Consider the following 18,788-nt stretch of genomic DNA (forward strand, 5'->3'; position numbering starts at 1 on the left):
GATAAAGCCACTAGTTTAATAGCTTGAGCGGGGCCGCGATATCCGTTTTTCACAAAACGGAGATTTGCCATGCGTGTTTTCCTTACCGGCGCAACCGGCTTTGTCGGGTCGCATATCCTTACCGAACTGCTTGCCCACGGCCATCAGGTGCTGGGGCTCACGCGGTCGCAAAGCGGTGCCGAGGCGCTGGAACGCGCAGGCGCCGAGGTGCATCGTGGCACATTGGAGCAACCTGAAACATTGGCGAGCGGAGCGGCGGCGGCCGATGCTGTCATCCATTGTGCATTCGATCATAATTTCGATGCGTTCGTCGAGAATACGAAGAAGGATGCGCGCGTCATCGCGGCTATGGGAGACGCGCTGGAAGGGACGGCAAAGCCGATCCTCATCACCTCCGGCGTGGGAATAGGAACGCCGATACAGGGCGGCCCCGCACGCGAGGACATCCTGAACCCGCACCATCGCAATCCGCGTATTGCGACCGAGTTTGCCGGGGCGGCGCTGGCCGCGCGCGGTATCGACGTTCGAACGATCCGCCTGCCGCAGGTGCACGACACCAGCAAGGCGGGCCTTATAACGCCCTATATCGCCGAAGCGCGCCGCGCGGGTGCCGCTGCCTATGTCGAGGACGGCAGCACATCGATGGCGGCCGCACATATCAGCGATGTCGCAAGATTGTTCGTCGCGGCGCTGGAAAAGGGCGAGCCGGGCGCGCGCTATCATGCATCGGCCGAGGAAGGCGTTCCGTTTCGCGCTATCGCCGAGGCGGTCGGTCGCGGGGCTAACCTGCCCGTCCGGTCCGTCGGGCAGGAAGAGATCGAATATTATTTCGGGTGGATGGCGGGGTTTGCTCTGCTCGACATGCGGGCATCGAATGCATGGACGCGCGAACGGCTGGACTGGGAGCCGGTGGGACCCGATTTGCTTACCGATCTGTCCGCGATGGATCTCGCGGTAGCGCAGGAGGCGTAAGGCAACGCAAAGGGCGGCGAACGGCGGGTTGCTTTCCCCAATACGAACAGCGGGCGGATCAGTCCCCTGCCCGCCGCACCACCCGATACACCCCCTCGCCCGCCGTCTCGATTCGCGCGTCCGCCTCTTCCGCCACCAGCGTCAGTTCGCGTTTCGCTGCGGGGTCATCGGCGTGGATTTCGATTTGCCCGGCGCTCTCGCGCAGCGCTTTGGCCAACCGGATCGCCGGCCAGGGGCAGCGCATGCCGCGGGCGTCGATCCGCTGCGTCAATCGCGGTCGCGGTCGAAGGGGTTGCGCGAATTGCGGATGGTCAGGCGCACCGGAATGCCGGGAAAGTTGAATTCGCGGCGGATGCCGTTGACCAGATAGCGTTTATAGCTTTCGGGCAATTGATCGACGCGTGTGCCGAACAGCACGAAGCTGGGCGGGCGGGTCTTGGCCTGTGTGACATAGCGCGGCTTGATCCGCCTGCCGCCGGGTGCGGGGGGTGGATTTTCCTCCATCGCACGTTCGAACCAGCGGTTGAGCGCGCCGGTCGATACGCGGCGTGACCATGCATCGCGCGTTTCGAACGCAACCTTGACCAGCGTGTCGATGCCCTTTCCGGTGGCGGCGGACACGGTTAGGACGGTGACGCCCTTTGCCTGTGCGAGGCCCTCCTCAAGCGCTGCCTTCACGCCGTTGAACAGGCTGCTGGCGTCCTGCGCCACGTCCCATTTGTTGATCGCGATGATAAGCGCTCGCCCTTCCTGAAGCACGCTGTCGGCGATTTTCAGGTCCTGAAGCTCCAGCCCCTTGGTCGCATCGAGCAGCAGGACGACGACTTCGGCAAAGTTCACCGCGCGCAGGGCATCGGCGACCGAGAGCTTTTCGAGCTTTTCCTGAACGCGGGCGCGTTTGCGCATGCCCGCCGTGTCGATCAGGCGGACGGGGCGCCCTTCCCATTCCCAGTCGATCGCGATCGAATCGCGGGTAATGCCAGCTTCAGGACCGGTGAGCAGGCGGTTCTGCCCAAGCATCCGGTTGATGAGCGTCGATTTGCCCGCATTCGGCCGCCCGACAATGGCGAGTTTGAGCGGCGGGTCGCCTGCTTCGGCTTCCTCAGCGGCGTCGAGTTCGGCCTGCACCCGCTCAATATGCGGAAGCAGCGCCTCGAACAGATCGGCGACGCCGTCGCCATGTTCGGCGGACAGTTGCACCGGATCGCCCATGCCGAGCGACAGCGATTCGAGAATACCCGATTCGCCTGCGCGCCCCTCCGCCTTGTTCGCGCCCAGAATGATCGGCGTGTCGGATGCGCGCAGCCAGCGGGCGATTTCCTCGTCGAGCGGGGTGAGGCCGGCGCGGGCGTCGATGAGGAAGAGCGCGACATCGGCCTCCGCCACCGCCGCTTCGGTCTGCTGCCGCATCCGCCCGGGAAGCGACTGCGCATCCTCATCCTCATAGCCCGCCGTGTCGATGACGCGGAAATCGAGGCCGAGCAGATGCGCCTCCCCCTCCCGCCGGTCGCGGGTCACGCCGGGCTGGTCATCGACCAGCGCCAGACGTTTCCCGACAAGGCGGTTGAACAGGGTGGACTTGCCCACATTGGGGCGTCCGATAATGGCAACAACGGGAAGCGGCATTCTGGCGGTCCTAAACGATTACGCGCCGGGCTTCACGCGTTACTCGCCGACATCATGTCAGCGAAAGGCAGTGATCCGGCCTTCATCGGAAAGCGTGTAGAGCATATTGTTCGCGACGATCGGCGGCAGGCTGAACGCTTTGCCCACGTCGCGCATCTCGCCGATGCTGCCGTCGAGCGGATCGACGCTGGTCATCGCACCCCGGCTGCTGACGACATAGAGCTTGCCGCCCGCCATGACGGGGCCGGACCAGTAGATCGGGTTCTTTTTCTTCTTCTGGTTGCGATAGCCGGGAAGCTGCGCGATCCAGCGGATCTTGCCGCTGTCGCGCGCGATGCAGAGCAGTTTGGCATCGCTCGCCATGACATAGATCCACTGGCCCGCGACCCAGGGAGTCTTGATGCCGGAGAGATTCTGTTCCCACAGGCGACGGCCGCTGAGAATGTCGACGGCGACCATGCGGCCGCCCTCACCGATCGCGAAGACCTCGTCATTGTCGATCACCGGGTCGGCATCGATATCGGCGAGCGAGGAAACCGAGGTGGAGACGGTGGTGCGCGAAAGGCTGTCGCCCCACAGCGACGCGCCGTTTTCATAGCGATAGGCGTTGAGTTCGCCCGAAGAGAACCCCGCGACCACGGACCCGCGCCCCGCAGCAGGGGCCGCCACGCCGAACACGCCCTGCGATTCGAGCGAGCCGGACTGGTTCCACACGACATCGCCGGTCTGCTGCGACAGAGCGAAGAGCTGGTTATCCTGGCTCATCACATAGACATTGCCGTTGGCGACGGTAGGGGCACCGCGCAGCGGGCCGCCGGGACGCTTGCGCCAGATCACGCTGCCGTCCGCTGCGTTCATCGCGACGACATCGCCGAGCCCGTTGGTGGCGTAGAGGCGGTCGCCCCCGACGCTCACCCCGCCGCCGAACAAAGCGCGCGCGCCCTGCTGTTCCTCGGTCGCGGTCGTGGCGGTCCAGCGCTCGGCGCCGGTCGCTGCGTCAAAGGCGTGCACCTTGCCATCGGTCCCCATGGCATAGAGCGTGCCGTTCGCCACCACGGGCGCAGCGGCCATCCGGACGCGGCTGGTATCGCCCGGAATATCGGCAGTCCAGACGGTCGAGAGAGAATCGCCAAGCGCGAGATTGCCCATCACCTTGGCAGCGTTGCCGCCCGGTTGCGTCCAGTCGCCATTGGCGACCGGCGCGGGCACGGTGACGGGAATGGCCGCGATGGTTTCGTCGGGCTTTACCGAGCTTTCGGAGGAAAGCACGGGCACCCGCTCGCCCAGAACGGGCGTCGATTTCTTTCCGCTGCCGCTGCACGCGCCCAGCGCGGCGGCAAATGCCAGTATCGCGGCGGAGGTCCTGAACTTCGTCATCCTGCCTTTTGATCCTTCGCGTTCTTTTCATCCGCTCCGCCCTTCGCGGCGGGCTTGGTCCCGGCACCGTCCAAAGCACCTGCCATCTGAACGGCACGTTGCCGGATCGAGTCGGGAATGGTGTCGGCAGCGGCAAGGTCGCTGAACATCTTCTTCGCAAGGTCGCGGCGCCCGCTGCGCAGATACGCGATGGCGACCATTTCGCCCGCGCTGCCGAACCAGGGGCTTTCCTTCATCGCGAAGGGGCGTAGCCGCTGAATCACCTGCTCGGGTTTGAGCGAATCATATTGGGCCAGCGTCTGGCGCACCACCGCGAGGTCGCGATAGGGTTGCGACACATCGTCATCGTTGGCGATTGCTTCGAACTTTGCCGCCGCGCCCTTCAGATCGTCTTTCTGCAGCAGCAGATCGGCCTCGACAAAGCGCGAAAGCGCGCGATAGCCGTCGATCTTCGACGTGGTCAGCGGCTGAAGCTGTTTCGACGCTGCGTCCACATTGTTGTTGCCCAGCGCCTCAATCGCCGCATTATATTCGATGCCCGCCTTTTCCGCGCGGACATGCTTTGCGTGGACCCAGTACATCGTGCCCGCGACCGCAGCGATCACGACGACGACAGCGACGACGATCCACAGGCCATAGCGTTTGCCGAAGCTCGCAAATTGCTCGCGGCGCATCTCTTCATCGACTTCGCGGAAAAACGCCTCGTTGGACTCGGGGGACAAGGCCACGTTGTATCAGCTCCGGGGAAAAGGGGGTGTAAAGGCGCGGACCTTAGCCGCGACGGAGACAAAAACCTAGATCAGTTCTTCGGCGCATAAATCTGTCCCTCGCCGGGAAATTCCCGCGCGCGGACATCACGGGCATAGGTTTCGACCGCGGCAGAAATACGGCCGGCCAGATCGTCGAATTTCTTCACGAAGCGCGGCGTGCGTTCGAACATGCCGAGCATATCGTCGACCACCAGCACCTGACCGTCGCATCCCGCCGAAGCGCCGATGCCGATCACCGGGCAGGAGACCGATTCCGTGATGGCGAGCGCGAGCGGTTCGACCACGCCCTCGACCACGAGCGCAAAGGCACCGGCATCGGCGATGGCGTTCGAATCGGCGAGAATCTTTTCCGCCTCCGCCTCGCTTCGCCCCCGCGCGCCATAGCCGCCGAGCATGTTCACTGCCTGCGGGGTGAGGCCGACATGGCCGAATACCGGAATGCCGCGTTCGACCAGAAAGCGCACTGTCGGGGCCATCGCCGCCCCGCCCTCCAGCTTCACCGCCGCCGCGCCGGTTTCGGCGAGCACCCGCGCAGCGGCGCGAAACGCGGCTTCGGGGCTTTCTTCATAGCAGCCGAACGGCATGTCGATGACGACCAGCGCATGATGGCTGCCGCGCACTACCGCCGCGCCATGCGCGATCATCATGTCGAGCGTCACCGGCAGCGTGGAAGGCAGGCCGTAAATCACCTGCGCCAGACTGTCCCCGACCAGCAGCACGTCGCAATGCGGGTCGAGCAGTTGCGCCATGCGCATCGTATAGGCGGTGAGCATCACGATCGGCTCGCCCCCCTTGCGCTCCCGGATGGCGGGTACGGTGAGCCGCTTCATCGGTGCGGGCACCGGCGTTGCGCGGCTGGTGGCAGTGTCGAGCGTATAGGTGGACATGGGACTGCTCCTTAACGGCTGTGGAAACCATGCGCCAGCAGTGGCAACGCCTGCGTTTCCTATATTTGACTCGATGTTCGTTATACTTTACATCGAGTCGTATTGAAGCAACATTGGGAGGATGAAATGGCCTATCGCGAAAAGCTCGCCTGGTTGACGCTGGCGGTCATGCTGATGACCTATTCGGTCTATTTCCTGATGGTGGCGCTATGGATCGCGCCTGCCCCACCCCAGGGCGCGGCGATGCTGCATATGCTGGTGCTGTTCGCAGGCGTGACCGTGGTGCAGGCGGTGCTGGTCGCGATCGGCGCGGCGTTGCTTGCGGTGCGCGCACGCGCCGATGGAGAGGAGCGCGCGGACGAGCGCGACCGGGCGATTGCGCGGCGGGGAACGCATATTGCTTATTATGTGCTGATGACCGGCATGGTGCTGGTCGGGCTGGTGATGCCGTTCGGCGAGGCACGATGGAAGATCGTCAATGCGGCGTTGCTGGCGCTGGTGCTGGCCGAAGCGACTCGCCATGCGGTGGTGGTGCTGAGCTATAAGCGGGGCTGGCATGGCTAAACCACCGATCAGCAATCAGATTCGCACGCTGCGTTTCCTGAGCGGCGAAATGACTCAGGCCGAGCTCGGCGAGCGCGTCGGGGTCACCCGCCAGACGATCGCGGCGATCGAACAGGGCCGCTATTCGCCGACACTGGAAGCGGCGTTCCGCATCGCCCGGGTGTTCGGCAAGCCGCTGGAGGACGTATTCTGCTGGGAGGGGGAATAAGCCTCAGAGCAGCGCATCGCCATAGTCGCCGGGTTTGAACCCGACGAGCAGCCCGCCGGGATGGGTGAGCACCGGGCGTTTGATCATCGCGGGTTGTTCGACCATCAGCGCGATCGCTTTGTCGCGGTCGAGCCCCTGCTTCGCCTCATCGGGCAGTTTGCGGAAGGTCGTGCCCGCCTTGTTGAGCAGTTTCTCCCACCCCACCCGCTCGGCCCAATGCTGGAGCGTAGCGGCGTCGATCCCGTCAGCGCGGTAATCATGAAAGCGATAGGCAATGCCGTTTTCGTCCAGCCATAGCCGCGCCTTCTTCATCGTGTCGCAATTGCGGATGCCGTAGATGGTGACTGTCATGGGTGTGTTTTAACAGGGAAACGAGCGCGGGGGCAGCGGGTTTTTGGGCGGGTGTGGGAGGCGGGTTGCGCCCGGTTTCGGACGTGCGCCTCCTAGAGCAATAGCCACTTAACGAGCCCGGCCCCAGCGAGTAGGACCAAGGCGCAACCCCACCACGGGATAGGCGTGCCGTCATCATATTCGCCGTGATCGACATACCGGCGCACCTCTCGCCTTTGATGCGACCCGTATGCGTCGTCGCGGCATCGGATGTCGGCGTCGTCAAGATAACGATGCACAGCCTCTGGCGTCGCGTCGATTGGTAGTTCCCGCTGAAGCTCGCTCGAAAGCCGCTCCACCTCAGCCCAATCGACGGGCTTGTGCTCTTCGACAGCCAGAATGACTGCCAAGCGCTTACGCAACTCGTCCATGTCCACGCCGACAGACTACCGTTGCCGTCACTAAGCGCAACGTCCGCTTCCGCCCATTTGCCGACACTCGGCTATCATGAGAGAAAGAGTGATGCGAGTTTCCGCTTTGCCGTTGATCAGTCTGCTGCTGCTGTCGTGCCAAGGCCGGCCTGAGACTATTAGCTATTTCGAGAAAGTCACTGGGGTAGAGCTCTGCCAAGGGGCGACTGTGCGTAATCTAAACGCTGAATCTCCCGACCGATCACCCGGCTTCGACAGCATTTACGTTGTGCTAGTTAAAATGCCGTCGAGCTGCAGAAGTGCGTTTCAGCAAGCGATAGAACGTCGAATCGGCGCTGCGTGCGAGCAGGGCAAGCGATGTGCAGGGAACACTACCGAAGGTGACTTCATCGAAATTCAGCCGACTTCCGCCGGATTCCGGGTCACTCAGTCCACGTGAGCACGAACGGCTTGTATCCACTAAGTCCTGTCATTCCCGCGAAAGCGGGGATCCAGTGACGCGGGCGGGGTCTTGCGTTTCGCTGGATTCCCGCTTTCGCGGGAATACGGGCGTGCGGCGGGGGTAGCGGGAACCGGACGAAAGTTTCGCGGCGGATTCCGGGCGGTTATCCAATTGCGCCGTGGTTCGGGGGCGGTACAAAGGCGGCATGGTCTTTGTCAGCATCACCCGGCTGCGCGTCCGGTCGTGGCGGTTCATGCCTGCCTTCTTTCTGCATGCCCGCAGGATCATAGCACAGACCGGTCGGGCGGAAGGCTTTGTGCGCGGGTCGCTGCTTCGCGATCGGAAACTGACCTTCTGGACCATGACGCTGTGGCGCGAGCAGGCCGATATGAAGCGCTATATGGCGAGCGGCGCCCATCTTAAGGCCATGCCGAGGCTGAGCCGCTGGTGCGACGAGGCAAGCGTGGTGCACTGGACGCAGGACGATGCCGCCGCGCCCGACTGGCGCGAAGCCGATCGCCGGATGCGCGAAGCGGGCCGCCCGTCGAAAGTGCGCCATCCCTCCGCCGATCATCAGAACCTGACCTATGCTGCGCCGAGAACCAGCGGTGCAGTGGCGATCAGGCCGGTGCGGGCGAGGCGATAGGCGCTGCGCATCGTCGGGCGGCATGCCGCCTTGGGCCGCCGTTCGTCCCGTTCGCTCACGAGCGTCCTATAATGGCACCGGGAGCCAGTATCGGAGGTGAAGAATGTCGGAAAATCCGGGGCTGAATGCGTCGTGGCACGAAGAGCCTTCGGCCGACGATTATGCGCGGATCATCGACGTGCTTGTACAGGACCTGTCCGACGGGCTCGACCATCCCGATCTCTGGCCCGTTTTTGGCCAGTTTCTCGACCATTTTCCGCTGCTCCCGGTGTTCGTGACGCATCGCCTGAACCAGCAGCAGCGGGAGCCGCATGTCAGGGCAGCGCTGACCGCAATTGTCGCGCTCTGCCATAGCGCGCAGGGCAATGCCGATCTCGGCGTCGCCGAAATCCGGCGGGCGGGTTTTGTGCGTCCTCATCCGTTGCTCGACGGGGTCAGGCAGCATCTGGGTACCATCATAGCGGCAAGTGAGATCACCGGGTCCGATTACGAACTAAGCTGGTCGCCCGCCGTCGAAGCGATATTGCGACGCGAGCATATCTATCCCGCGCTCGATCGACGCTGGGAGGGAGTCTTTGCAGAGGGCGGGACAGTGCGCATTCCCGGCCACTGGCTCCCCGAACGCTATGCGTTCATGCCGCGCGGCGGTTTCGCGAATTTCGGTTCCTTCACCTATTGCCAGACTCCCGGAATGATACTGCCGTTCGAAGCGGGCCGCTACACTTCGGTCGCTATCGGCGTCAGGGTCATGGGTCCGGCGCATCCGACCGACTGGGTATCGACGCATTTTTGGCCATATCGCGAGAATATGGCGCAGCTTGCGCAGCAGGAATTCGGTCGCGACGTGCCGTTGCGGGCGTTCGATACATATTACGGGCCGGTCCGGATCGGCAATGATGCCTGGATAGGTGAGGATGTGCTCATCAAGGGCGGGGTGACGATCGGCGACGGCGCCATCGTTGCCGCAGGGTCGGTCGTGACCAGAGACGTGCCGCCTTATGCCATTGTCGGCGGAGTTCCCGCCAAAATCATTCGCATGCGGTTTGATGAAAGCACCGTGGATCGCCTGCTCGCCAGCCGGTGGTGGGACTATAATTATGTCGATTTTGCCGCACTCGATCCGACCGACCCCAATCGCTTTCTCGACGGGCTAGAACCGATGATCGCGAACGGCAGGATCGAACCCTTCAAGCCGGGTCGAGTCCCGGTCGCGGCGCTGCTGCGCGCGGAGCTGGAATAGCGGCGGGTTCGTTTGTCTATTTGCTTGCCCGGCACGCACGCACCACTTGCTTGAGCGGCCCGGCGACCGGGACCGATAGCGGGGCGCGGCCGTCGAGATCGGTCTCCAGCGTGCCCTTTGCCGCGAGCAGGCGGTCGAGCCACGGGTCGCGCAGCGGCATGCTGCCGCTATAGGCCGGGGGATCGCCGCCGTCGGAAAAGGCGCGGACGAGCGAAGCGCCGCCGACCAGCGACAGGTTGAGCGTGACGACGCGGACCGAAGACGCTTCGTCGGTGGTCCTGCGAAAGATCAGCGCATCGTGGGCGCGGTCGCAGGTGACGGTGATGCTCCCCTCCCCGTTCGGCGGGCCGAAAATCGCGACCGGGCCGGGACTTGCCGAACGGGCATACCAGCGGCTGGCGCGGCCCGGCGCCGGGGGAAGCGTTGCGGAGGGATCGGCGACGAGGCGCGGCTTCACCACCGGCGGTTCGTTTACCGACGGAGCGGGCGGAGGTTCGGGCGCAGCGTCCGATTGCGGCGCGGCGCGGTTGGCGGACGCGTCCGTGCCGTCCGAACAGGCGGTGAGCGCGATCAGCGCCGCGCCCATCGCCAGCGCGCCCAGCGTGTGCCGCATGGTCATGCCCGCCGCGTTCGGATCATCGAAAATTGCAGACCGTCCCTGCCCATAAGGCGGTTACCTTTGCCGTATCGCCTTTGCCGTCGAACAGGCCCGACAGATCGCCTGCGGCAAACTCCTCGCCCAGCGTGCTGTCGACCGGTTTGATGTCGAGCGAGGCGGCCACCGCTTTGCGGGTCGACCCGACCCCCACGCCGGACATGGTAGTGAGCTTTGACGGACCGGTGAGCGACCAGCCGACAAATTTGCCCTTTTCGCTCCATGCCGTGACGCCATTGTCGAACTTCGCATAGTCCATCGGGCCGGCACCGCATTCCTTATTGGTGCCGCGATCCTCCGGCTTGCCCGCAGCGAGCGCGATGGCGTCCACTGCGTCTTTCTCCGCCATGCCGAAGGTAAGATGCCGGGTGCGTCCGCTATTCGGGTCGATCAGCGTGAGCTCGCCCGGCGCGATGCCGAGCAGCGGCGCGTTGCCGTCGGCGCGGTTGGGCGAGTCCGCCGGACCCGGCGTCGCGGGACAGGCCGTTCGAAGCGTGGTGTTGCCGTCCGCAATGACCGACAATTTGCCGGTTGCAGTGCGCTGCAGAACGAATTGCCGCTCGCGGGTCATCCCCTCACCGTCGAGCACGACATTGACTCGCACCGCGTCGCCCTCGCCCGGCGTCACCGATGCGACGCGCCCCGCCGATTCGTAAAAGGCCAGCCGGTCGGGCGAGACGGTGAGCCGCATTTCGCTCGCGGGTCTGGCGCAGTGCGCGTCGTCCGCATCCCAGGTGCCGAGAAAGCGGTCGGGGATGGTCGCCGCCGGTTCCTGCGTATCGCCGAGCGCTTCGGTCGTGCTCTGATTGGCATCGGGCACGGCCTGATACCCGCCGCCGCCGCATGCTGCGAGCAGTCCCGCCGCGAGAAGAATAGCGCTGCGCATTCTATCAACACCTTTCGCAATAATGGTTGCAGGCGAGGGCCGGGCTATGCCGGGGCCTGCAACGATGGTCCAGCCGCCCGGTCATACGCGCTTGTCCGGATAGCGGCACAATTGGTTCAGAAAACAATCGGGGCATTTGGGCGCGCGGCTGGTGCAGATACGTTTGCCGAGGCGGATCAGCCAGAAATGCCCTTCAGGCTTTGCCCAATCGGGCGCGCGCTGGTCGAGTGCGGCCGCGATCGCCGCCTCGGTGCTGCCGATGGCGAGCCCGGTACGCTCGCACACCCGCCCGACATGCGTATCGACCGCGATCGCATCGCCGCCAAAGGTGAAGGACAGCACGATATCGGCACATTTGCGACCGATTCCGTGCATCGCCATCAGCCCGGCACGGGTGTCGGGAACCGCGCCATTCCGCTCATCAATCAGCTGGCGGCAGAATTTGCGGATCGCCTTTGCCTTGTTGTTGTACAGACCCGCCGGGCGGATCGCGTCGATCAGCGTGTTCTCATCGAGTTCGAGGATCGCCTGCGGCGTTTTGGCGAGCCGAAACAGCGCTTTGGTGGCCGCTGTCGTATTAGCGTCGCGCGACTGGGCCGATAGCATGCAGGCGATACAGGCGCGGAATGCATCGGGTTGCCCCTTGGGCCCCTTCGCACCCGCCATGTCGCCGCCCATCGCGTCGCGCAGCAGGACGAACACCCGCTCCACTTCATCGGCATCGAGCAGCCGGTCGGCTATATCGCTTCGTCCCCGCGCCATCGAAAAGCAAAGCGGCGAACCGGGCAAGAGTTCCCGGACGCGCCGCTAACGATTGTCATTCAAAGGGAAAAGAGGCGGCGCTGCCCCGATGGGGCACGCGCCGCCAAGGGGGGATTAAAAGGTCCCGCGAAGCCCGACCAGCCAGACACGGCCGGGGCGGTATTGGGTGAAGGTCGCGCCTTCATACTGGAAATAGGAGCTAAGCTTCGAATCGGTGAAGTTCGACACGTTCACCGTCAGCTGCGGCAGGCCGGGCACGCCGAGCAGCGTGTCGAGATCAAACGCCGAAGAGAAGTCCCAGACGGTATATTCATTGCCGAACAACCCGGCCGCCGGAATGCCGTTCTGGGCATTGCCGCTGTCCTGCGACCCGTCGCGATGCGTGGTGGAAACCCGCATCATCACGCCGCCATGTTCATAATAGCCGGTGATATTATAGGTAAAGGGAGCAACACCAAACGCAACCGCAGCGCCGTCATTCGACTGATCGACCACGGTCGCGTTGGCGTTGAAGCCGAAGCCTTCCACGCCGAAGCTGCGGGTGAGGAAATCAAGCGGCTGCACCCACTGGAATTCCAGCCCGTTGATCTTCAGCCGGTCGGGAACATTCACCTGCGACGTGACCTGCACCTGCGCCTGATCCGGGCCGCCGCGCGAATTGATCGCGATCTGCTGCGTCGGGTTCAGCGTGTTATAGGTGATGCCATATTGCGCCAGCGCGCTGAACGGCACGGTATCGATATTGGTGGTGGTGAACCCTTCGATCGATTTGCGGAAGGCGTTGAACGCGATCACCCCTTCGCCGCCGGTATAATATTCGAAACCCAGATCGATATTGTCCGAAAGATAAGGTTCGAGCGCCGGGTTGCCGATGCCCGCCTGATCCGCCGAAGGTGCGCCGAAATTGACGCCGGGAAGCTGGGCCGAAGGGCTTGGCCGCGTCATGGTGCGCGATGCCGCGGCACGGACCACCGCATGTTCGCCGACATTATAGGCAAGCGTCACCGCCGGGAGCAGGTTCGAATATTCGTTTCGCGTCTGAACGATGTTGACGACATTCGGATAGCGGCTGCCGTCGGGGATCAGCGTCCCGTCGGCATTGCTGTTGCGTGGATCGGCAAAGGATACACGGCCGCGAATGGTCTGAATCGTGTTGACGAAGCGCGCGCCGATATTGAAGCGCAGCATATTGCCGCCAAGCTCCTGCTCGCCGATCAGCTCGCCATAGGCCGATTTCACGATTTCGCGAATGTAACCGCCGCTCGCCCCCGTGGTCGAACCGCCGCTTTCCGGCGCGTTTTCGAGGAAATATTTGTAATTGGTCGCATCGGCGAATTTCGGGAAATCGACCGTGATGAAACCCGCCGGGCCGGGGCGAAGATAATTGGCGGTCTGCCCATTGGGGACCAGCGAGCCGCCATAATTTACCGGGCCGGACAGTCCGGTCGTATAGCCTGAACCAAGCCCCGGATAGGTCGGATAGCCCGCCGGTGCCCCGCCGGGCGCGTTCAGCCCCTCACAGGGCGGCTGAGAATTGGGCGACGGCAGGAAGACATCGGGATTGTTGCCGCACACCGCATTCTGCCACGCCTGACTATTGTCGAAACCGCTGATATTGCGCGAGATATCGTCATAGGCACCGCCGACCTTCAGCGCGAGGCCCTTGTCGCCCCATTTCAGGTTGCCGCGCACGCCCTTGGTCTCGTTCACGCGCTTTTCGACACTGACATTCAGGCGGCTGCCGGGATACCAGCCGAAATTGTTCGGATCGTTAAGGTCGAGGCTGCTGTCGATCACCGGCGGACCGTTGCCGTCATTCGAATAGGTCACCGTCCCCCCGACGCCCAGCGGGGTTGTCATGCCGACGGTCGGATTTTCGCGGCGGAAGGTCGAGCGCGAATAATTGGCCTGAAGATCAAGCTGCAGCTTGTCGGAGATTATCCATTCGCCGCCGGGATTGACGCTGAACAGTTCGGTCTTTTCCAGATAGGGGCGATATTCGTTGAAGAATTGCGTGTTGGCGAAGGTGCCGCCGGTCACCACGCAACCATCCGAACAATCGTCGCGGTCGAAGGTCATGTTGGTCGGGATGATCGCGCTGTTGCGCACGATCCACGCGACATTTTCGCGGGTCAGGTCGTTCTTCTTATACCCGTACAGCCCGTCGACATAGAAATGCAGATCGTCGCTCGGCCGCCATTCGGCGCTCATGATCGCATTGATGCGATCGCGGCGGCCACGCTGGCTGGAGAAACGGCCGAGACGCGGAAGCAGGCCGTTATCGATCTGCTGAATCGTCGCCCCCGGATTGTTGGCGAGCAGGAAGTCACGGTCCACCACCGTTCCGGCAGCGAGCCCGGCACCCGCGCCCTGCGGCACCGTGGCGGGGATCGTCCAGTTGCCGCCGCCGGTGCTGTTGCATCCCGAGGTCGCCCCGCACTGCGCAGCGCTGAGCGCGGGATTGGTATAGCCAATCGTTTCATAGCCGCGGGTGTCAGTGAACAGGCGCTGCGCCGACACGCCGGCAAGGATGCCGACCGTATCATTGTGCCAGCTGCCGATCAGCGAGCCGCGCGCGCCGATCTTGTCGGCATCGCCCTGCTTCGATCCCTGAATATTGTACGCGAGATAGGGTTTATCGCGGTCGAAGGGGCGGGCCGAGCGCAGGTTGATATTACCGGCGGCACCGCCCTCGACCAGATCGGCGGTATAGCTTTTGTTCACGGTAAGCTGGGTGAACAGGTCGGTCGGGAAGAAGCTGAGATCGACCGACCGGTCAGTCCCCTGCGCATCGGTGGCGCCCGACGACGCAACCGCGATCGGCGCGCCGTTCAGCGTGACATTGGTGAAGTTCGAGCCGAGCCCGCGAATCGCGACGTTCACGCCCTCCCCCGTCACATCACGCGAAATGGTGATGCCGGGGATGCGATTGAACGATTCGGCGATGTTGGTGTCGGGGAATTTGCCGATATCTTCCGCGAAGATCGAATCGGTAAAGCCGGTTGCCTCGCGCTTCGCTTCGGTCGACTGGCGCAGACTCGATCGATAGCCGGTAACGACGATGTCGCTTGCACTATCAGCGCCGAGCGGGCCGGTCTGCGCGATCGAATCCGACTGCGCCGCATCGTTATCTGAGCTTTGCTGAGCATGTGCGGGAACGGCAACCATCGCACAGGCGGTAGCGCAGAGCAGCATGGCACGCAGGTGCCGCGAAGAGCGGTGAAACCCCATTTCAATCATCCTTCCCAATGGCGCCGCCTTGCAGCGCGAACCGCCGGTTTGCCCGGTTTGTTATCGGTCACATTGGTGGATCATCATCAGATGGTAGTCAAGCCAAATTGGCAATACCAATATTCGGGTATAGATATGAGAGGGACAGACTACCGGATTGACCAGATGCGGACCAGCGCCGCCCTATCGCGTTGAATAATCGTCACATTATCGCCGCCCGTGCGCAGGTTTACGCGCGGTCCGCGAGGCGCGCTTGATACGCCGGACCGTGACAAAATTTCGCCGAAACTGGTCAAACAACCGGGCGGGAACGCTATCGCAGCCGATGGTGACGGTGAATCGACTCAGCGAAAATGGCGGCCCCCATGCCGTCCTGCGCTGCTATCCGAAGGAAAAGGCATTGGCGGGCACCTGTCCGAAACCGGTGCCCGCGAAGAGATCAGCGTTGCAGGGTGCCCGACATGGAGAAGGGCCGCGCCGATTTCGCCGTGCCCCATTGCTTGTTCGGGGTTGCCTGCATGGTGAAATGCAGCTCGCCGCCCGACCGGATTTCGGCGTCGGTCAGCCATGTCCGCGCCAGCGGCTTCCCGTTCAGCGTCACCGATCCGATATAGCGGTTAGCGGGCGACAGGCCGTCCACCGTGATTTCGAAGCGCTTGCCGTTGGGCAGGTTAATCGCGGCATGATCGACGAAGGGGCGGCCGATCACATATTGGTTGCTGCCCGGCGCAACGGGGTAAAAGCCGAGCGCAGTGAACACCAGCCAGGCCGACATCTGACCAAGATCGTCATTCCCGGCAAGGCCGTCGGGCGTCGGTTTATACTGGCTGTCGACGATCTGGGCGAGTCGCTCCTGTGTCCGCCATGGCGCGCCTGCATAGTCGTAGAGATAGGCGACATGGTGGCTGGGTTCATTGCCATGGATATATTGACCGATCAGCCCGGCAATATCCTCCGCATGGCTGTAATCGACGCCCGACAGGTCGTAATCGAACATGGCGTCGAGCTTCGCGATCGTCTTCGCATCGCCGCCCAGAATGCGGAACAATCCGGCCTGATCCTGCGGGACGAACCAGCTATATTGCCATGCATTGCCCTCGGTATAATCCGACCCGTAATTGATCGCGGCGGGATCGAAGGGGGTACGGAAATCGCCGTCGCTCTTTCGCGCGCGAAGCCAGCCCGATTTCGTATCGAAGCTGTTGCGCCAGTATCCGGCACGCTTTTCGAACCGGTCGGCAATCGCGTCCTTGCCCATGGCGCGCGCCATCCGCGCGATGGTCCAGTCGTCATAGGCATATTCGACCGTCTTGGACGCAGCCTCCGGCTCCTTGTCGATCGGAACATAGCCGAGCCGCATATAGTCGCCGAGGCCCCCATAAGGCGCATAGGTGGCGCTGGCGACCATCGCATCCAGCGCGGCGTCAGCGTCGAAGCCGCGAATACCCTTCATATAGGCATCGGCGATCACCGGCACGGCATGATAGCCGATCATCGTCCATGTCTCGCGCCCGGCGAACTGCCAGACGGGCAGGATTCCCTGCGGGCTGTATTTCTGGCTGGCGAGCAGCGAATTGACGATGTCCGAATTGGTCTTTTCCGGCTGGATCAGCGTCAGCAGCGGATGCTCGGCGCGGAACGTATCCCAGAGCGAGAAGGTCGAGCGGAAAGTGAAATCCTTCGCCTGATGCACCTGATCGTCCGGCCCGCGATAGCGGCCATCGGCATCGCTCCACACGCTGGGCGCGAGCAATGTGTGATAGAGCGCGGTGTAGATATTGGTGCGCATCGGTGCGGGCGCGTCGATCTCGACCGCGCCAAGCGCCTTTTGCCATGCGGTCTGTGTGGCGGCGCGGACCTGATCGAACGAACCGGCTTCGGCGTCGAGATTGGCGATCGCACCCGCTTCATCGACGCCCGACAACGCGACGCGCACTTCAAGCGGGCCGTCGACCTTGCCGAAATCGAGCCGTGCTTCGAGCGCGCGGCCGAGCTTTTCGGCGAGTTCGTCGCTGCCGCGCCCCGGCCCCTGAAACCCGCGATATTTTACGTTCTCGTCGCGATCGACAAAGGCGTGGGATTTGAGCGGCTTTGAAAAGCGCATCGCGAAATAGAGTTTGCGCCCCGGTGCCCAGCCGCGCGTTTCGCGAAAGCCGGTCAGCGTCCCGTCGGCATGCATGTGCAGCCCCGACCAGAGAATCTTGCCCGGATAATTGTAGAGCGAGGTGCGAAGGTCGATCAGCAGATGCGCCGCCTTCCCCGCCGGAAAGGTGTAGCGGTGCACGCCCACGCGCGTGCCCGCCGTCAGCTCGGCGCGGATGCCGCTATCGGCGAGCGTCACCGCATAATAGCCCGGCGCGGCGGTTTCGCTGTCATGGCTGAAGCGCGAGCGATAGCCCGAACCGGGCTGTTTCGGATCGCCCGCATCCATCTGCACCGTATCGCCAGCCTGCGGCATCACCAGCACATCGCCAAGATCGCTATGCCCCGCGCCTGAAAAATGGGTGTGGCTGAACCCCTGAATGGTCGGATCGTCATAGCGATAGCCCGCCGCATGGCCGTAGCATTCGCGGATCTCGCAACTGGCATCGGTATCGGGCGAAAGCTGCACCATCCCGAACGGAGCAGTGGCGCCGGGATAGGTATGCCCCTCCCCACCAGTCCCGATCATCGGATCGACCGCCTGATACGGCGTTACGGTTGCGTTCGACCCTGCCTGCGCGAAAGCCGGGGCGGGGAAAAGAGCGGCCAGAAGCAATAGCTTATGCATGGATGCAATGTATGCGGACAAGCTGCGATCCTGTCCAGCCGCGAGAATCGACGCTTTTGCGGGACTTTCACGGTTTTGCCGGACAACTGACACAAAAATAAAACAATTTGGCATGTTTTTGTCACGGCTCTGTCCGGGACATGCAACCAATGCGTCACGCCACTGCCCCAAGGCACCCTCGCCGTCGATAGCGGTAACAGGGGGAAATGATGAAATTCAAACGCGCTACCGCGCTGGTTCTGGCACTTGGCTGCCTGACCGGCTTTGCTCAGGCGGACAGCGGCTATCTCGCTCCGGGGGACCGGCCCGACCTGACGCAGATCCTGCCGCCGCCGCCCGCACCGGGCTCGGCGCGCGCCGAGGCGGATCGCCGCATCTATGTCGAGAGCCGCAAGCTGAAGGGCAGCCCCCGCTGGCAACGGGCGACCGACGATGTGTCGGGCAGCCAGTTCGACCATTTCGCCTGTGCGCTGGGCATTCGCCTGACCAAAGAAGAGGCGCCCGTGCTCACCCGATTGCTCGACCGGGCGGGCGCGGACCGCAGCGTGGTCGGCGATGCCAAACGGCATTGGCAGACGCAGCGGCCGTGGATCGGCAACGACCTTCCCATTTGCGAGCCGCGTACCGACCATCTGGCGGGCAATGGTGACTATCCCTCGGGCCATGCCGCGCATGGCGAGCATGTCGCGATGATCCTTGCCGCGATCGCGCCCGACCGAAAGACGCAGTTGCTCGCCCGCGGCCGTGAATTTGGCGACAGCCGCTGGATTTGCGGATCGCACAGCCAGAGCGCGGCTCAGGCCGGCACGCTTTCCGGCGCGGTGATTTTCGCGGCTGAGATGAATTCAGCGGCGTTTCGCGCCGATCTCGAACGTGCCCGCGCGGAGCTGGCCCGGCTGCGCGCCGAACCGCATGCCGCCCCGGAACCATGCGGGGCGAACCCCTAATCCGCTGAGCGCGGCACCCATCGCGCTCAGCCCCGGCCTTTTCG

The 18,788-nt window shown here is 63.4% G+C and carries 17 protein-coding genes; 6 read left to right on the plus strand and 11 right to left on the minus strand.

Features of this window, described 5'->3' with window-relative positions; all coding sequences use genetic code 11:
- The first annotated feature begins 69 nt into the window (after positions 1 to 69).
- Positions 70 to 972, plus strand: coding sequence for an SDR family oxidoreductase (locus EV664_RS12960; RefSeq protein ID WP_133496150.1), 903 nt, complete (start codon positions 70 to 72; stop codon positions 970 to 972).
- Positions 973 to 1,030: 58 nt separating this feature from the next.
- Here EV664_RS12960 and EV664_RS12965 read toward each other — a convergent pair whose 3' ends face one another.
- The 5 genes from EV664_RS12965 to panB all read right to left on the minus strand — a co-directional run bounded on the left by EV664_RS12965 (position 1,031) and on the right by panB (position 5,632).
- The gene (locus EV664_RS12965; RefSeq protein ID WP_229668264.1) at positions 1,031 to 1,243 is read right to left on the minus strand and encodes a sulfurtransferase TusA family protein; all 213 of its coding nucleotides are present in this window, start codon (positions 1,241 to 1,243) and stop codon (positions 1,031 to 1,033) included.
- On the minus strand, positions 1,240 to 2,598 hold the full coding sequence (gene der, locus EV664_RS12970; RefSeq protein WP_133496151.1) for a ribosome biogenesis GTPase Der: 1,359 nt from the start codon (positions 2,596 to 2,598) through the stop codon (positions 1,240 to 1,242). The genes EV664_RS12965 and der overlap by 4 nt, the downstream gene beginning before the upstream one ends.
- A 57-nt stretch (positions 2,599 to 2,655) precedes the next feature.
- A complete protein-coding gene (locus tag EV664_RS12975; protein WP_133496152.1) occupies positions 2,656 to 3,975 on the minus strand; it encodes an outer membrane protein assembly factor BamB family protein in 1,320 nt (439 codons plus the stop codon).
- Positions 3,972 to 4,703 (minus strand): tetratricopeptide repeat protein, encoded by a 732-nt coding sequence (locus tag EV664_RS12980; protein ID WP_133496153.1) that lies wholly within the window; start codon positions 4,701 to 4,703, stop codon positions 3,972 to 3,974. The genes EV664_RS12975 and EV664_RS12980 overlap by 4 nt, the downstream gene beginning before the upstream one ends.
- 71 nt (positions 4,704 to 4,774) lie before the next feature.
- On the minus strand, positions 4,775 to 5,632 hold the full coding sequence (gene panB / locus EV664_RS12985) for a 3-methyl-2-oxobutanoate hydroxymethyltransferase (protein WP_133496154.1): 858 nt from the start codon (positions 5,630 to 5,632) through the stop codon (positions 4,775 to 4,777).
- A 126-nt stretch (positions 5,633 to 5,758) separates the two neighbouring features.
- On the opposite strand from panB, the gene EV664_RS12990 reads away from it, so the two are divergent.
- Together EV664_RS12990 and EV664_RS12995 are read left to right on the plus strand one after the other, a co-directional pair.
- Positions 5,759 to 6,196: a hypothetical protein gene (locus tag EV664_RS12990; protein ID WP_133496155.1), complete on the plus strand. Its 438-nt coding sequence runs from the start codon at positions 5,759 to 5,761 to the stop codon at positions 6,194 to 6,196.
- Positions 6,189 to 6,404 (plus strand): helix-turn-helix transcriptional regulator, encoded by a 216-nt coding sequence (locus tag EV664_RS12995; protein WP_133496156.1) that lies wholly within the window; start codon positions 6,189 to 6,191, stop codon positions 6,402 to 6,404. Before EV664_RS12990 ends, EV664_RS12995 begins: the two co-directional genes overlap by 8 nt.
- A 3-nt stretch (positions 6,405 to 6,407) precedes the next feature.
- On the opposite strand, the gene EV664_RS13000 is transcribed toward EV664_RS12995, so the two are convergent.
- On the minus strand, positions 6,408 to 6,755 hold the full coding sequence (locus tag EV664_RS13000) for an ArsC family reductase (RefSeq protein ID WP_133496157.1): 348 nt from the start codon (positions 6,753 to 6,755) through the stop codon (positions 6,408 to 6,410).
- A gap of 1,057 nt (positions 6,756 to 7,812) precedes the next feature.
- Between EV664_RS13000 and EV664_RS13005 the strand changes: the two genes are divergently transcribed.
- Positions 7,813 to 8,253, plus strand: coding sequence for a DUF3291 domain-containing protein (locus EV664_RS13005; protein WP_133496158.1), 441 nt, complete (start codon positions 7,813 to 7,815; stop codon positions 8,251 to 8,253).
- A gap of 103 nt (positions 8,254 to 8,356) precedes the next feature.
- A complete protein-coding gene (locus tag EV664_RS19675; RefSeq protein ID WP_133496159.1) occupies positions 8,357 to 9,493 on the plus strand; it encodes a CatB-related O-acetyltransferase in 1,137 nt (378 codons plus the stop codon).
- A 16-nt stretch (positions 9,494 to 9,509) separates the two neighbouring features.
- On the opposite strand, the gene EV664_RS13015 is transcribed toward EV664_RS19675, so the two are convergent.
- From EV664_RS13015 to EV664_RS13035, 5 genes are all read right to left on the minus strand, one after another.
- Positions 9,510 to 10,112: a hypothetical protein gene (locus tag EV664_RS13015; RefSeq protein ID WP_133496160.1), complete on the minus strand. Its 603-nt coding sequence runs from the start codon at positions 10,110 to 10,112 to the stop codon at positions 9,510 to 9,512.
- Positions 10,113 to 10,128: 16 nt separating this feature from the next.
- Positions 10,129 to 11,034, minus strand: coding sequence for a hypothetical protein (locus EV664_RS13020; protein ID WP_133496161.1), 906 nt, complete (start codon positions 11,032 to 11,034; stop codon positions 10,129 to 10,131).
- Between the two features lie 81 nt (positions 11,035 to 11,115).
- Positions 11,116 to 11,796 (minus strand): endonuclease III domain-containing protein, encoded by a 681-nt coding sequence (locus EV664_RS13025; protein ID WP_133496162.1) that lies wholly within the window; start codon positions 11,794 to 11,796, stop codon positions 11,116 to 11,118.
- 114 nt (positions 11,797 to 11,910) lie between these two features.
- Positions 11,911 to 15,036: a TonB-dependent receptor gene (locus EV664_RS13030; RefSeq protein ID WP_229668266.1), complete on the minus strand. Its 3,126-nt coding sequence runs from the start codon at positions 15,034 to 15,036 to the stop codon at positions 11,911 to 11,913.
- 430 nt (positions 15,037 to 15,466) lie between these two features.
- Entirely contained in the window at positions 15,467 to 17,797 is a 2,331-nt protein-coding gene (locus EV664_RS13035; protein ID WP_133496163.1) for a GH92 family glycosyl hydrolase, read from the minus strand.
- Positions 17,798 to 18,003: 206 nt separating this feature from the next.
- Between EV664_RS13035 and EV664_RS13040 the strand changes: the two genes are divergently transcribed.
- Entirely contained in the window at positions 18,004 to 18,744 is a 741-nt protein-coding gene (locus EV664_RS13040) for an acid phosphatase (protein ID WP_133496164.1), read from the plus strand.
- Positions 18,745 to 18,788: the final 44 nt, after the last annotated feature.

Origin of the sequence: Stakelama pacifica, assembly GCF_004361835.1 — a bacterium.
Taxonomy (GTDB): domain Bacteria; phylum Pseudomonadota; class Alphaproteobacteria; order Sphingomonadales; family Sphingomonadaceae; genus Sphingomonas; species Sphingomonas pacifica.

What these genes read in the sequence shown, in the direction of transcription:
- EV664_RS19675 (WP_133496159.1), top strand. Translation starts at nt 8,357, where the DNA reads ATGTCGGAAAATCCGGGGCTGAATGCGTCGTGGCACGAAGAGCCTTCG.
- panB (WP_133496154.1), bottom strand. Translation starts at nt 5,632, where the DNA reads ATGTCCACCTATACGCTCGACACTGCCACCAGCCGCGCAACGCCGGTG.
- der (WP_133496151.1), bottom strand. Translation starts at nt 2,598, where the DNA reads ATGCCGCTTCCCGTTGTTGCCATTATCGGACGCCCCAATGTGGGCAAG.
- EV664_RS13015 (WP_133496160.1), bottom strand. Translation starts at nt 10,112, where the DNA reads ATGACCATGCGGCACACGCTGGGCGCGCTGGCGATGGGCGCGGCGCTG.
- EV664_RS13005 (WP_133496158.1), top strand. Translation starts at nt 7,813, where the DNA reads ATGGTCTTTGTCAGCATCACCCGGCTGCGCGTCCGGTCGTGGCGGTTC.
- EV664_RS13040 (WP_133496164.1), top strand. Translation starts at nt 18,004, where the DNA reads ATGATGAAATTCAAACGCGCTACCGCGCTGGTTCTGGCACTTGGCTGC.
- EV664_RS13035 (WP_133496163.1), bottom strand. Translation starts at nt 17,797, where the DNA reads ATGCATAAGCTATTGCTTCTGGCCGCTCTTTTCCCCGCCCCGGCTTTC.
- EV664_RS13000 (WP_133496157.1), bottom strand. Translation starts at nt 6,755, where the DNA reads ATGACAGTCACCATCTACGGCATCCGCAATTGCGACACGATGAAGAAG.
- EV664_RS12995 (WP_133496156.1), top strand. Translation starts at nt 6,189, where the DNA reads ATGGCTAAACCACCGATCAGCAATCAGATTCGCACGCTGCGTTTCCTG.
- EV664_RS12990 (WP_133496155.1), top strand. Translation starts at nt 5,759, where the DNA reads ATGGCCTATCGCGAAAAGCTCGCCTGGTTGACGCTGGCGGTCATGCTG.
- EV664_RS12975 (WP_133496152.1), bottom strand. Translation starts at nt 3,975, where the DNA reads ATGACGAAGTTCAGGACCTCCGCCGCGATACTGGCATTTGCCGCCGCG.
- EV664_RS13030 (WP_229668266.1), bottom strand. Translation starts at nt 15,036, where the DNA reads ATGATTGAAATGGGGTTTCACCGCTCTTCGCGGCACCTGCGTGCCATG.
- EV664_RS13020 (WP_133496161.1), bottom strand. Translation starts at nt 11,034, where the DNA reads ATGCGCAGCGCTATTCTTCTCGCGGCGGGACTGCTCGCAGCATGCGGC.
- EV664_RS13025 (WP_133496162.1), bottom strand. Translation starts at nt 11,796, where the DNA reads ATGGCGCGGGGACGAAGCGATATAGCCGACCGGCTGCTCGATGCCGAT.
- EV664_RS12960 (WP_133496150.1), top strand. Translation starts at nt 70, where the DNA reads ATGCGTGTTTTCCTTACCGGCGCAACCGGCTTTGTCGGGTCGCATATC.